Raw genomic sequence first — 14,172 nt, forward strand, 5'->3', positions numbered from 1 at the left:
TTTAAACTTCTAACTCTTTAACTTGCCAAGGAAGTCCTTGTTTATTTAATTCATCCATAAATAAATCTGGATCAAATTCTTCCATGTTATAAACTCCATTTGCACTCCACTTACCTTCTAACATAAGTTTTGCACCTATCATAGCGGGAACACCTGTTGTATATGAAACAGCTTGTGAGTTTACTTCTTTAAAACATTTTTCATGGTCACTTACTTGATAAATATAAATTTTTCTTTTTTTACCATCTTTTAAACCTTCGGCTACAATACCTATGTTTGTTTTACCTTTTGTTCTCTCTCCTAATGTTGAAGGATCAGGAAGAAGTGTTGCTAAAAACTCCATAGGAACTATTTTCATACCCTTGTGTTCAACCTCTTTTATACCTAACATTCCAACATTTTGCAAACACTGCATATGCGTTAAATAACTCTCTCCAAAGGTCATAAAAAATCTTATACGCTTAAGTCCTTTAATATGCTTAACTAAACTTTCCATCTCTTCATGGTAAAGCAGATAAGAGTCTTTTTCTCCAACTTCGGGATAATCCCAAACCATTTTTATTTCCATTGGTTTAGTTTCTATCCATTTTCCGCCCTCCCAGTATCTTCCATTTGAAGAAACTTCACGAAGATTTATCTCTGGGTTGAAGTTTGTTGCAAAAGCATAACCATGATCACCATCATTACAATCAAGTATATCAATAGTATGAATCTCATCAAAGTAGTGTTTCTGAGCATAAGCACAAAATACATTTGTAACCCCAGGGTCAAAACCACTTCCAAGAAGTCCCATAATTCCAGCTTTTTTAAACTTTTCATCTCTTTCCCATTGAAGTTTATACTCAAACTTTGCCTCATCTGGATGCTCATAGTTTGCAGTATCAAGATATGGGGTTGAAGTTTTTATACAAGCATCCATAATAGTTAAATCTTGATATGGAAGTGCTACATTTATAACTATATCTGGAGTATATATATTTATGAGTTCTACCAAAGCATCTACATCATCAGCATCTATAGATGCTACTTTTATATTTGCATTTGGGAGTTCATTTTTTATATTTTGACATCTTTTTATAGTTCTACTAGCTAAAATTATGCGTCCAAAAGTATCTGCATTTTGTACACATTTATGCACAACTACTCGACTGACTCCACCTGCACCAATAATTAAAGTTGTTTTCAAAATTTTTCTCCTAAATATAAATAAAATGATTGTTCTCCATCTTGAGCAAAACCAAAGGCAAAATATACTGGTCCTAAAAAAGTATTTGCTGCCGCATATACAGTCCCTGATTTTTTGAAACTACTTAGTGTTTCTTTATCTCCATCATTCCAAGCATCCCCTACTTCTAAACTAAAACCAGCATAAAGTGGTGCATTTAAAGAACCAAAAAATCCACCATCTTTTATGCGGTATCTGTACTTTAAAACTCCTAAGGCCATATGATTTCCAACAAGAGAATATGGTCTATACCCTGACATATTAAACAAACCACCAAGAACAAACTTATCGTTTAACATCAATTTATCACTAACATTATTATTTTTATAAACTGTACCTACTTTTAAGTATGCTGTAAAATTATTGTTGTAGAAGCTAAGAGGTTTTTCTATATCAAAATAAATTTTTTCATGATCATAATCACTACCAAACTCTTTCATCTCTTTTGTCCATTTTATAGTTGATTTCACTCCTGTATTTGGAAAGTTTAAATTGTCTAAGTTATCAACTAAAACTGAAGCATAAATAGGTCGAGCATTGTAGTCTTCACTTGCACCATCAACAAGTGATACTTCTACAAAGTCTTTATATGCAGCAATTCCTATCTCAAACTCATAGTTAGTTGTAACATGAGCACCAGCACTAAAAGAAGCTCCATATCTTTTACTTTCAAGTTCAATGGAAGCAGTTTTATTTGCAGGGACTAATTCAACAATATTTTCATATAAAAGTGCTGGTTTAACATAGTATCTTTGCTTAGTATCAAGGGGTTGAAAAAACTCTGTATAGGCTCTTTGTCTTCTACCAATCTCAAAATCATTTTTCCACTCTGCCCCCAACTCATTTACACCAAATTTTGTATAACCAACTTTAAGAGAATAAGAAGAGTGACCTTTAAAGTCATCTTCTATACCAAAAGCAAAATTTATCTCTCCACGATTGTTCCAACTTGGAGTTATTACAATCACTAATATATTTTTACCATTTACTTTTTTTAAAACATACTCAACACTATCAAAAATAGTCATATTATATATATGCATAAGATTTTGTCTTAAAAGATTTTCATCAAGTTTATCGCCAACTTTTACCTTAAGTCTTCTAAGTATAGACTCATCACTTAAATAAGTTAGATTTTTAATTTCTATGGCATCTATGATTGTGGTTTCAAACTTTTTTATAACTCTATGCTTCTTTTTATATTTTTCATATGCTTCATTACTAATGCTTAAATGCTTTAGTTTAGTTTCATATACTTTGTTTGTTGCTTCTAAACCTTTTTGAATAATTTGAGCATATTTATCAGCATCTAAACCTCCAAAGCTACCTAAATCTGGAGTTATTAAGATATCTGTGTTATGAAGTTTTAGTATTGACTCATCAGCATTTTTTCTCATTAAAATATTTACCATCTGACCTAATACAACAAAGTATGAATTTATATCTATATCATCTTCAAATTTTTCACTAACATCAACCGCTATGATAATATCTGCGCCCATATCTTTAGCAAGCTGGATAGGAAGATTATCACTAACTCCTCCATCTACTAAGTTTATTCCATCTATATTAATAGGCTGAAATCCTCCCGGAATAGCGCTAGAAGCGTAAATAGCTTTTGCCAAAGAACCAGACTTTAAAACTACTGCTTCTCCATTTGCAATATTTGTCGCAACCACGCGAAATGGTATAGATAAATCATCAAAACTTTTCATATGTTGATAATTTTGGGTGAGTTCTAAAAACTTCATCAACATTGGCTGTCTTTTAAGAACCCCTGTTGGAAGAACAATATCATTGTTTTTATTTACTCCTAATCCAAGTCGTCCTTGATAAATGTACTTAACTTCTTTAACTCGCATAGGAGTATCTTTTCTATCAAAATCTGTTCGTATATACTTTCTCCAGTCAGTAGTTATAAGCATCTCTTTTATTTCATCAGCACTCATCCCAGATGCATAAAGTCCACCAACAAAAGAACCCATACTCGTTCCAATAATCAAATCTATTGGTATCTTTTTTTCTTCTAAAACTTTTAATACTCCAACATGAGCACCACCTCTTGCTCCACCACCACTAAGAACTAAGGCTATTTTTACTCTTTTATTTGCATAAGAAAAGCTAAAAACTAAAAATAAAATAAGTAATATTCTCATAAAAATCCTAAACTAACTCAAAAGCAACTACTAAGACACATAACCAAATCAAAGATGTAAGTATTAAGCTCAAAAGAACCATAGTTGCACCTACATCTTTTGCTTGTTTTGCAAGTATGTGGTAATCCGTAGTAACCAAATCCACAACTCTCTCTATCGCACTGTTTGCAACCTCTGCTAAAACAGGAATAAAAAGAGATAAAAAAAGTATGCTTGAATGTGAAAAACTTATAGGTAAGTTCCAAGCTACTATTCCCATAACAAAAAGCATAAGAAGTTGCCATTTAAAAGATGTTTCATTTTTAACTATATCTATAAAGCCCTCAAGTGCGTATCCACCATTACGAAAAAGTGAGTGCTTTGGTTTATTTAGTTTCATATTTATCCTTTAATTCTTGAATTATATTTTTTAGTTCATCAGCTTTTGTATTGTTTGGTATAGGTTCTGAGAAATAAACAGTTATTTGTCTTCGTTTGAAAAAACTTTTTTTCTTTTTTGGTTTGTACTTTGAGAATGAACTTCCAAAAACTCCATCTATAAAATAGGGAACTATAACACCATTATAATCAGTTGGTATGATTTCATAGCCTTTATAAAATTTTCCCAATTCTCCATCTGTGCTTATTCCACCTTCTGGATACATACCAACTATTTTTCCATTTAAAAGTCGTTTATGTGCCTCTTTGAAAGCATCTTTAGATGCTTTAGGAGATACTGGGATAGCTTCTCCTTTTTTAAAAAATGCATGAAAAAATTTCCAGTTGTATATATCTTTATCCATTAAAAAGTTTATGCGTCTAGCAAGTGGAAGCTGAACAATAATCCAATCTAACCAACTCACATGATTTCCTAAAAGAAGTACAGCACCCTCAGGTACATTTTGTAAACCAACATAAGTATATGAATGTCTAAAACTAGAAAACAACTCCATTACTGCCCAAAAACTAAGAACTTGATACCTTTTTAAAAGTAAAAAACTAAGAAGAACTCCAACAATTGCCATCGCATAAATGAGGATTCCACCACTAATAGAGTGGTAAGCAAAAATAGTTGTTAAAACTAAAAATGAAAACATAAAAATATTTTGTATGAAATTATTACCAGCTAAAATAGTTCCTAGATGTACTCGTGGAGAAAGAAACTGAATTTGTGCATTTAAAGGTACCATTAAAAAGCCACTGAAAATTCCAAAAAGCATAAAAATAACTGCTAATTGACCTAATGAAGTTGAAGTTGGAACAAGAAAGACAACTATAGTTAAACCTATCGCACCAATAGCGGATAAACCTGTATTTATAAAATACTTTGAAAATTTTGCCGCCATGATAGAGCCTATAACTATACCAATACCGGCTAATGCCATCACACCTTGAACAAAGATAGTATTTGTTACACCTAGCTTACTCTTTGCATACTCTCCAAAAACTGCTAAAACAACTTGAGAGATAGACCAAAAAAGACTTAGAGCAATTATGGCTTCAAAAATCTCTTTTTTTCTTTTTATAATTTTCATATTTTTATGAAGATAGGCACCTATTAAATAGCGTCTAAGTTTAAAACTTTTTTCACTTCTTACTATCATTTTATTTGGAAGTTTAGATGCTAAAAACCATTCTAGTACAGAACTAATTACAAGAAGCCAACCAAGAGGAGCAACAACTTTTAAAATATCTTCTTTGCTCTCAAAACCATTTCCAAGCATTCCTTCAAATAAGACTGTATAAAAAAGAATTCCACCTAAGATAGCAACCGTTGTAACTGCTTGAATCGCTCCATTTCCAGCACTTATAAACTTTATGCCAACTAACTCTTTTATATAACCGTATTTTGCAGGTCCATAGATGGCACTTTGAAAAGCAAGTACAAAAGTCATACCAAAAGCTACATAAAAATGTCCATGATAGTAAGAATATGTTATCCCTAAAGTAATAAAAATGGCAAAAATAGAAGAATACTCCATAATTTTATTTTTAGGAAATCTATCTGCTAAGAAACCAGAAGGAGAAAACATCAAGATAAAAGGTAAAAGGATAAGAGCATTTATGATAGCTGTTAAAACTATAAGTGTATCGCCATCATAAACTTTAAATATTGTATTTTGTATGATGATTTTATGACCTAAATCTGTAAAGGCGTTTAAAAAGATAACTATAAGATAGTTAATCAGCCCTACGATACCAAAAAGAGTATCTTTTTTTTGCATCTACTCTTCGTCCTCGTTGATTAAAAGTGTACTCCAACCTTCATAATAACCATGATCTATTTTTATTTTTTCAAATAATGTACTTACTATTTTTTGTACTTCTATCTCTGTAACATTATGATTATTTACAAGAGCTACACCATGTTCAAAATCTTCGGTACTTATTTCATCTTTAAAACTAAAACCTTCTAAATCAAGAGTATTTACAAATCTGTTCTTCTGAGTTGGTGTTTCAAAAGAAATATAATGTTCAACATCTCTAGATATTTCTAAATCTTCACCCTCTTCTTGAAGTAAAAAAATGATTTTAGCACTTTGTATATGACATAGTTCAAGTTCTGTTGGTTCGAGCTGTGCCTCATAAAAGCCCCACTTTGTATCTCTCACAATATTACTTTCGTAAACATACTCTGATGGAGCTAAAATATTTTTCACTATTGCATCTAGTCTTTTTGAATCATAAGAATAAAAATAGAACTCACTCCACCCATCAACAACCCTACTTCCAACATATACGGCTCTTTGATTATGTTCTAGTGCGATGATTAAAGATTCTTTAGTTTCTAAAAACTCTTCATAAGATTCTTCATTTGCTTCTAGGGCATCATTTTTCACAAACACACTAAGTAACCAAGGGTTCATCTCTTTTGATTCTAAAGCTTCTAAATTAACTTCTATACTTATTTCATTCTTTTCTTCGACTCTTGTAAATAATTCTCTCATATACTCTCTATATTTTTTTATTTATTATAGCTAATTTATGATTAAGCCCTAAATCTTGATAATGTTGATTGACAAACTAACTTATGGTACAATTGTACCAATGGAGTGAGAGCGAAAGCTCCCACACTTTAATATAACGGTATTGCGAGTACCATTAAAACCATTAGCACAATGAAAAACTTCACTGGCGTATCCTCCTTTTTTGGAGATACCCACTTACTCCACTCCCTATTATCACCCAGTCGCAGAAGAAATCAACACCAGTTGTACAGAAATAAGTATAGTGTTTTTTTAGAATAGAGTGTAAAAGTATGACAAATTGCAATAATTTTCAACTAATCACAATCTGTGAGTAGTTTCCTCTCATGATTAAGAGCTAAGGGTCAGGAACATTTTGATAGTATACAAACAAGATAAAATAGAAACCTTTCAATAATCAATGCATATATAGGTGCTTATTCACAAGTAGAAGTAGCCCAATATTTAGGAGTGTCAAAATCTTTAATATTAAAAATTTTAAAAAGTTGAGATTTGTTTATAGGGGTGATTGTAGTGAGTATAAGTTCTTTCTGTTGAATAACTATAGTGTTTAAATCTAATCTCGAACTAATTCTAATAATTTTCTTTTTACTTCCATATTCCAACCTTTGGCTTAAGTATCATCATGAGTGTTATGTAAGTTTTTGAACAATTAACACTCATTTGAAGCTGTTATTTTTCCATGAGACAATTAACAATCATCTTAGTTTTAAGTATAATAGGTAAAATATTCATTATAATGCAAAAGTATGACAAATAGTCATATTTTATAGAAACTTTATTAATTAACAATCATTAAGCATGATAGTTAATGATTTATTTTAAGCTTACTCTATATATAATGATGTTGAATAAATAGTTATGTATCTAGGAGGAGAAAGTGCTAAATGATTTAGATGGAAAAATGATTGATGGACTTGAATTTTGTTCAAAGGTCTATTGTTTATTCGAAAAGCTTAGAATAAAAGAAGGTGGATGTGAGAAAATCCCTCTTAGAGAGACATCTTTTGGCAAGCTAATGATAGAAGAACTGCTTCCTATTTGCCGGTATGTACAAATGTGCTATCGAGCAGGCCGTTATATATCTGTTAAATGGATTAACGGTAATCAAACCTATGATGCTGTATTAGTTCAAAGAGGGGATTATGTTGAACTTGGATACTACCCTGAGAATGCATTTTTAGAAGTAACATCCGCAATGCATGAGAATGAACATTGGACATGGAAACTTAGTCCCGCTTTTTCTCCTGAAGGTGTAAAAAGGGGAAAAGATGGAACTAGAGTATGTGAGCCTGTGATATTCACAAATATGGAACATGTAGAAAATTTTGTTCCTCTTGTATTGAAAAGTATAGAAGTTAAGTCAAAGAAAAATTACCCAAAAAATACATCATTAATTGTACAGTGTTTTTTAAATACTCTTTACTTAAATAATGAGTGGGAATACTTAATTGATAAAGTGAGAGAGAATGTGAAGGACCACCCGTTTAACGAACTACTCGTTTTTGATGGGCTTAACCAAAAAACGGTAATTATTTAGATGGTATTATAAATTGGAGTAAATACATAACAAATCAGAAAGATGCACCTAAAAACAATATTAAAAAGAAGGAATATAAATGGAAAATTTACCGTTAATACAGAAAATAATGAAAATATCGATAGTAATAGTGATAACAGTAGTGGTACTATTTATATTTTTAGGTAAGACAAGGTTAGATAGTAAAATTATCAATTATATATATCTTAATGAGTTTACTACTGTAGAATACTTAGCAGAAAAGGCAAGTAAATATAATGAAATGCTTCCTATTGATATAAATGACAATCTTAGTATAAACAGTAGTAGTGCCGAGGACTCAAAACTAATTTTTAATTTTACAATAAAAAATATAGATTTTAAACAAGAAGATACATATGTAAAAAGTGTTACAGATTATTTTACAGTTAAAGAAATAAATTTAATTAGAGAACAAAGATGTAAAAGTAAGAATTTTAGGATTTTAATTGATAGTGGCAATGAAATTATAAATGCATACTATACCAAGGATAAAACACATATTTTAAGTGTAGTTGTAAAAAAATCAGATTGTAAGAAGATATAATATACACCCCTGTGAATGAATCTCCACTTTTAGAATTTACTGAAGAAAGAGGCTGAATTTTTCACAGTTTCTCGTACTTGTTATATCTGAACTTACGAGTAATTTCTATTTATAATGGTTTGTAAACATCACTATCTCAACAGTACTTTCATCAATATAAATAAAAATGGCTCTATATTTTCTATCTAATCTAAATGAATAAAGCAACCTATCTTTTGGTTCTAACAATTCAGTATTTAAAGAAGGATAAAAAGGGTCTTGTTCAAAAAACTTTTTAGCTTTTTTATACTTCTTCTCTAAGTTATGCGTTTTGAGGTATTTATCTAAATCATCTCTAATTTGCTTAATTATCATTGTAAACTGAACTCTTTTTTAAACCATCTTCCAAGTCTTTTAAGAAATCATCTGAATAATCTTCTTTTTGAAAATCACTCATTACATTCTCAATTTTATCTTTTTTAAATTTTTTAAAATAAAGTTCTTTTTCTACTATTTTATTTTTAATTTGTTCAATTTCATTTAATGACATTTGAGAAATTAAAGTTAAAATATTTGGTAATGATACATTTACTGCTAGTTGCATAATTTACTCCAATAATACAGGTCTAGATAATTATAACCAAACTCAAGTGAAAATCACTTAAATATACACCCCTGTGAATGAATCTCCACTTTTAAAAAACTAATATAAAAGAAAAGTATTTCAATTTGTCATATATTTAATCATGATAAACAATAGATGCTATTGTTTGAAATCATAGATAAGGATTATAATATGCCTACAAGATTGAGAGTAGATTTAGCTGGTTATCATCATATTATTAACAGAGGTGTAAACAGATGTAATGTGTTCAATCACGATAGTGATAAAGATATGTTTTTACAAATTATAAATAAAGCTGCCACACTAGAAAAAGTAACTTTACATGACTATGTTTTGATGGACAATCACTATCACTTTCTTATAGAAACTACAAAAGAGAATTTATCCATATTTATGAGAAGTGTAAATGCCAACTATGCTAAATATTTTAATAAAAAGTATAGTCGTAGCGGTCATTTATGGCAAGATAGATATAAATCAAAATACATAACTACCCAAAACTATTTATATGTTCTTCTTAGATATATTGAAAACAACCCTATAGAAGCTGGGCTTTGTGAAAATATTGGAGAGTACCCATATACTTTTGCACACTCTATTTATAAGGCAAGAGATATTTTTCCTTGTTCTAATGCATCTATACTTATAAATGAATTTGATATTCACACATTGAGTGAATTTTTAGATAAAAAGATAACTAAAAAAGAGTTAGACTTTTTAAAAGAGAAACAAAAACAAAAAATTATAAAAAAAGCATTTTCAAGAACATTTCGATAGTATACAAACAAGACAAGACAGAAATCTCTCTATAATAAATGCATATCTTGATGGTTATTCACAAGTAGAAATAGCCCAATATTTAGGAGTATCAAAATCTTTAATATCAAAAGTAATAAAAAGTGGTGATTCACTCACAGGGGTGAATGGCATATAGAGGAAAGAGGACTCTACTAATCGATGAAAGGATAAAACTATACACTAAAACTTAAGCGAACTTCACTTAAGTTTTGATATAATGAACTTTCAATAAATGAGAAGGATAGTTTATGCAAACTTTATCAATACAGATACAAGATGCTTATATGCAACAGTTTATGAATTTTGTAAAAGAAAGTCATTCAAATATAACTGTTTCAAAAGATAAAAATCTTGAACTTGACCCATACTTTTATGAAAGACAAAAACAATTACACCAAGACTTAGAAGAAGTAGAAAGTGAAAAAGCTGAAATGGTTTCACATAATGATTTATGGAACAACATAAACAGCCACTTAAAATCTATAGATAGTTAGATGCAAATAATCTATAAGAAAACTTTTGAAAAACAATTGCTTCATATAGTCAATTATATAGCTCAAGATAAAATTAATGCAAGTACAAATTTTGCCAGAGAACTTGAAAAATTAATATTCTTAATTCCTGACAACCCTCTAAAATATAAACCATCAATTTATTTTAAAAATGAAAATGTAAGAGATATGACCTATAAAGGTTATACGATAATTTACAAAGTAAGCTTTCAAAAGAATACAATTGAAGTTTTAAGAATATTTAACCAAAATAAGCCCACTAATTAAAAAACTAGAAAACTAGATATACGCCCCTGTGAATGAATCTCACTTTTAAATATAAACAAATATCAATAGTGTTTCAATGGGTTTTATATTTTAAAAACTTAATAAAGAGGATTGACAAAACATATAAAATTATATACAATCCTCTAAATTTAACAAAAGATTTTTTATGAAAAAAATACTCTTAACACTTTTTATAATTTTAGCACTACCTCTTAGTGCTAAAATACTCATATCTCCCATAGATGCAATGAAACAAAGCTTTGGAAATAGTGCGAAAATAGTTAAAAAAAATATAATACTTAACAGAAAACAAGCAAAAAGTATTCAACAAACTTCAAAAGTAAAACTAAGAACTAAAATATTTAGAACTTTTAAAGCAAGTACAAATGGAAAAATATTAGGTTATGGTGTTCTGATAAATAAAAAAGTTCGTTCTAAAAATGCTGTAATTCTCTACATAATCTCAAAAAATATTTTAAAAAGCATAGAAATAATCGCTTTTAATGAGCCACATGAGTATATTCCATCTAAGAAGTGGATTTCTCAATTTCAAGATATAAAAACAGATAAACAACTTCGTGTAGGAAGACAAATCCCTACTATTACGGGTGCAACTATGAGTGCTAGAAGTATCACCGATGGCTCAAGACTTGCTTTTGCTATTTATAATGAGTTACTAAAAAAGTGAAATTTACTCTTATAAAAAACATACAAAGTGATAAGGCGATGAGCCTTATCTTAAAAGGTTTTTTACTATTTATACTTCTTTATCTTATTTCTGATATTTCAGTAAAGTATTATAGTTTTGGCATAAGCATAGATGCTATCAGCACAACACTTTTTGGAAATGAAGAAGAGTTTATAGACCCCATAACAAAGAGTTCTTTTTTAGAATTTTGGCACACTGAAATCTTTTTTATGATGATGATTTTACTAACTCTAAGTGCTATTTTTATTCGTCTTGCGAACAAGAGTAAAATTGCTATGACAAATATTCTTATGATAAGTGCAATTATCTCACTTGTCTCACTTCCTATGTCCTATTTCGTTTCATCAGACTTTATATATATATATCTTTTAACATTTTTCATCTGGCATCTAAGTGCTATCTATATGATACTTTACTCATTTTGGAAGTTAAATGACAAAAGCATATAAACTCTCTATACTTTACTATCTAGCCTTTTCTTTGCTTCTTATTTTAAGTGCATATATGCTTTTTGAGCATAAAATTGGCTTTAGTTATCAGAGCGTTGTTAATTATTACAGAGGTAATGAAGATAGTTTTATAATAGCAAAAAGTTTTAGTGGCATCTTAAAAATTGTCTTACCACATATCTTTGTCTTTGGACTCTTATCTATGGTTTTGCTTCATTTTTTAGTTTTTACAAAACTTAGATATAAAAAAAGCACTCTTGCACTTATTTACCTAACTTTTTTTACTGCATTTGCTGAGATATTTTCTCCATTTTTAATCATCAGCGGTTTAGAGTTTTTTGCTTATTTAAAACTTTTATCTTTTTTTATCTTTTGTTTTTTGATTATATATATTTCGTGGTTACTTTTTCAAAGCATAATCAGATATATTTGAGCTAATTTTTAAATCGCCATTACTTTGTAAGATAATATAAGCAAGTTCTAAAGAGTCTAAAAACTCATAAGCCTTTTTTATTGGCATAACACTTGAAGCCGTTGCGTAAGCATCTAAAGCGCTACTACTTAACTCTGAAATCAAAGTAATTGATACAAATGTCGTTTGAGATTTTTTTGTTTTTGGATTAATGAGATGGTTGTTGTTTTTTGACTTTACATATCTTACATAGTTTCCACTTGTACTTATGCCTAAATCTTTTTTAGTAGTTGTATAAGAACTTAAAGCACCCTCGCCAAAAGGGTTTTGTATATCAAAACTACAAATACCTAAACACCTTATATCTCCACTCGCAGAGATAGTTGCATCTACGCTATTTCCTCTAAAATAAGAAGATACATAATCTACTCCAAACCCCTTACCCATTCCTCCAAAATCAACTTTTATGCCTTTGGCTAACTTAGCTTCATCTTTTGTGAAAAACACATCATTAAAATCAACTCTTGCCTTTTTAAGTTCATCTCTAGATGCAACTCTTTCATCTGCACCAAAACGATATAAATCTTTAGTAATAGAGCCAATAGCAATGTTAAAGTAAGCATCTGTATCTTTATAAAACTTTTTACTTTGAACAAAAGCTTCATAAGTATAGTTATTTATCTTTGCTTTTTTATTTTTGTTGAGTTTATATATTGGGGATTTTTTGTTAAATGAAGATAGAGAAGCATCTATATCTTTGAAGATTTTAAAAGCATGTTCAACAAAGTATTTATCATTTTTCTCAACTGTGATTGTCACAAAGGTTGACATAATGATTTGTGTTCTTGAGAGAGTCTGAGCCTCTAAAACAAGGCTCAAAAGCAAAAAAAGAGTTAATTTATATATTTATAACCTCATTAATTTCTAAGCCAAAGCCACTAAGACCGACAAAAGAAGTTTGTTTCATAGATGTTATAAGGTTCATTTTTGATACACCTAGATTTTGTAAGATTTGAGCGCCTGTACCTATCTCTTTTATAGCAGCATTATCTTGATGATTTGTTTTGTTTATAAAAACTAAAACACCACTATTTTGCTTTAAGTATTCTATGGAATTTATAAGATTATTGTATTTTTTTTGATTTAAAAGAAGTTCTATATCTGGAACAACATTGTGAACTCTTACATTTGCTATTTCACCAGCATTATAAAATACTATGGCTGTATGCTCAATGGAATCATGGTCTTTAAAAGTATGCTGATTTACTTTTACACCAAAAAAGTCTATCTCTTTAACTTCTATCTCATTTACAAGTCTTTCATTTGCCAAACGATACTCAACTATATCAGAGATAAAAACAGTTTTTAAGTCATGTTCTTTAGCAAAGATGTCTAAGTCATCTCGTCTAGCCATAGTTCCATCTTCTTTAATGATTTCACAAATTACACCTGCCTCACTAAGACCTGCTAAACGACATATATCAACTGAACCTTCTGTATGACCAGTTCTAACAAGCGTTCCACCATCTTTTGCGATAAGAGGAAAGATATGCCCTGGTTTAACAAGTTCTGTTGCATGAGAGATAGGATTTGCTAAGATTTTTATAGTCTCATCTCTCTCCCCTGCCGATATACCTGTTAGAGCGTCTTTAGCATCTACTGAAACAGTAAATGCTGTTTCATAAGAAGATGTGTTTGAGTTTACCATAGGGTTTAACTCTAGTCTAGATGCTATCTGTTTTCCAAGTGCCACGCAGATTAAACCACGAGCATGAGTCGCCATAAAGTTTACATTTTGAGGTGTTGAAAATGCAGCAGCATAAACTAAATCACCCTCATTTTCTCTATCTTCATCATCACACATAATAATCATGCGACCCTTTTTAATCTCTTCAATCGCTTCTAATACTCTTTGTATCGGTGTCATATATTCTCTTTGTAATTTTTTTAGTCTGAAATTATACATAAA

The 14,172-nt window shown here is 29.8% G+C and carries 18 protein-coding genes; 9 read left to right on the top strand and 9 right to left on the bottom strand.

Features of this window, described 5'->3' with window-relative positions:
* Position 1: 1 nt before the first annotated feature.
* The 5 genes from MOV50_RS00075 to MOV50_RS00095 are packed head-to-tail and all read right to left on the bottom strand — an operon-like array spanning position 2 to position 6,308.
* A complete protein-coding gene (locus MOV50_RS00075; RefSeq protein WP_321778414.1) occupies positions 2-1,186 on the bottom strand; it encodes a saccharopine dehydrogenase family protein in 1,185 nt (394 codons plus the stop codon).
* Positions 1,183-3,381 (bottom strand): patatin-like phospholipase family protein, encoded by a 2,199-nt coding sequence (locus tag MOV50_RS00080; RefSeq protein WP_321778415.1) that lies wholly within the window; start codon positions 3,379-3,381, stop codon positions 1,183-1,185. Before MOV50_RS00080 ends, MOV50_RS00075 begins: the two co-directional genes overlap by 4 nt.
* A gap of 7 nt (positions 3,382-3,388) precedes the next feature.
* Positions 3,389-3,760 carry a diacylglycerol kinase gene (locus MOV50_RS00085; protein ID WP_321778416.1) on the bottom strand — a complete coding sequence of 124 codons (372 nt, stop codon included), beginning with the start codon at positions 3,758-3,760 and terminating at the stop codon, positions 3,389-3,391.
* Positions 3,747-5,585: an MFS transporter gene (locus MOV50_RS00090; RefSeq protein ID WP_321778417.1), complete on the bottom strand. Its 1,839-nt coding sequence runs from the start codon at positions 5,583-5,585 to the stop codon at positions 3,747-3,749. Before MOV50_RS00090 ends, MOV50_RS00085 begins: the two co-directional genes overlap by 14 nt.
* Positions 5,586-6,308 (bottom strand): DUF695 domain-containing protein, encoded by a 723-nt coding sequence (locus MOV50_RS00095; protein WP_321778418.1) that lies wholly within the window; start codon positions 6,306-6,308, stop codon positions 5,586-5,588.
* Positions 6,309-7,227: 919 nt separating this feature from the next.
* On the opposite strand from MOV50_RS00095, the gene MOV50_RS00100 reads away from it, so the two are divergent.
* On the top strand, positions 7,228-7,887 hold the full coding sequence (locus MOV50_RS00100; RefSeq protein ID WP_321778419.1) for a hypothetical protein: 660 nt from the start codon (positions 7,228-7,230) through the stop codon (positions 7,885-7,887).
* A 79-nt stretch (positions 7,888-7,966) separates the two neighbouring features.
* Positions 7,967-8,452: a hypothetical protein gene (locus tag MOV50_RS00105; RefSeq protein WP_321778420.1), complete on the top strand. Its 486-nt coding sequence runs from the start codon at positions 7,967-7,969 to the stop codon at positions 8,450-8,452.
* Positions 8,453-8,557: 105 nt separating this feature from the next.
* Here MOV50_RS00105 and MOV50_RS00110 read toward each other — a convergent pair whose 3' ends face one another.
* On the bottom strand, positions 8,558-8,806 hold the full coding sequence (locus tag MOV50_RS00110) for a hypothetical protein (protein ID WP_321778421.1): 249 nt from the start codon (positions 8,804-8,806) through the stop codon (positions 8,558-8,560).
* Positions 8,796-9,035: a hypothetical protein gene (locus MOV50_RS00115; protein WP_321778422.1), complete on the bottom strand. Its 240-nt coding sequence runs from the start codon at positions 9,033-9,035 to the stop codon at positions 8,796-8,798. Before MOV50_RS00115 ends, MOV50_RS00110 begins: the two co-directional genes overlap by 11 nt.
* A gap of 192 nt (positions 9,036-9,227) precedes the next feature.
* On the opposite strand from MOV50_RS00115, the gene MOV50_RS00120 reads away from it, so the two are divergent.
* The 7 genes from MOV50_RS00120 to MOV50_RS00145 all read left to right on the top strand — a co-directional run bounded on the left by MOV50_RS00120 (position 9,228) and on the right by MOV50_RS00145 (position 12,224).
* Positions 9,228-9,833, top strand: coding sequence for a transposase (locus MOV50_RS00120; RefSeq protein WP_321778423.1), 606 nt, complete (start codon positions 9,228-9,230; stop codon positions 9,831-9,833).
* Between the two features lies 1 nt (position 9,834).
* Complete coding sequence (locus MOV50_RS13460; RefSeq protein WP_415846389.1) at positions 9,835-9,990, top strand: helix-turn-helix domain-containing protein; 156 nt, start codon at positions 9,835-9,837, stop codon at positions 9,988-9,990.
* Positions 9,991-10,102: 112 nt separating this feature from the next.
* Complete coding sequence (locus tag MOV50_RS00125; RefSeq protein ID WP_321778424.1) at positions 10,103-10,348, top strand: hypothetical protein; 246 nt, start codon at positions 10,103-10,105, stop codon at positions 10,346-10,348.
* Positions 10,349-10,633, top strand: a complete 285-nt coding sequence (locus MOV50_RS00130; RefSeq protein ID WP_321778425.1) for a type II toxin-antitoxin system RelE/ParE family toxin — start codon at positions 10,349-10,351, stop codon at positions 10,631-10,633. It begins immediately after the preceding gene.
* A 166-nt stretch (positions 10,634-10,799) separates the two neighbouring features.
* Complete coding sequence (locus MOV50_RS00135) at positions 10,800-11,321, top strand: FMN-binding protein (RefSeq protein WP_321778426.1); 522 nt, start codon at positions 10,800-10,802, stop codon at positions 11,319-11,321.
* Positions 11,318-11,791, top strand: a complete 474-nt coding sequence (locus MOV50_RS00140; protein ID WP_321778427.1) for a hypothetical protein — start codon at positions 11,318-11,320, stop codon at positions 11,789-11,791. Before MOV50_RS00135 ends, MOV50_RS00140 begins: the two co-directional genes overlap by 4 nt.
* A complete protein-coding gene (locus MOV50_RS00145; protein WP_321778428.1) occupies positions 11,775-12,224 on the top strand; it encodes a hypothetical protein in 450 nt (149 codons plus the stop codon). The genes MOV50_RS00140 and MOV50_RS00145 overlap by 17 nt, the downstream gene beginning before the upstream one ends.
* Here MOV50_RS00145 and MOV50_RS00150 read toward each other — a convergent pair.
* Positions 12,192-13,034 carry an FAD:protein FMN transferase gene (locus MOV50_RS00150; RefSeq protein WP_321778429.1) on the bottom strand — a complete coding sequence of 281 codons (843 nt, stop codon included), beginning with the start codon at positions 13,032-13,034 and terminating at the stop codon, positions 12,192-12,194. The genes MOV50_RS00145 and MOV50_RS00150 overlap by 33 nt on opposite strands.
* Positions 13,035-13,101: 67 nt before the next feature.
* Positions 13,102-14,130 (bottom strand): bifunctional 3,4-dihydroxy-2-butanone 4-phosphate synthase/GTP cyclohydrolase II, encoded by a 1,029-nt coding sequence (locus MOV50_RS00155; protein WP_321778430.1) that lies wholly within the window; start codon positions 14,128-14,130, stop codon positions 13,102-13,104.
* Between the last annotated feature and the right edge of the window lie 42 nt (positions 14,131-14,172).

The sequence above is a fragment of the Sulfurimonas sp. genome (assembly GCF_029027585.1).
Classification (GTDB): Bacteria; Campylobacterota; Campylobacteria; order Campylobacterales; family Sulfurimonadaceae; genus Sulfurimonas.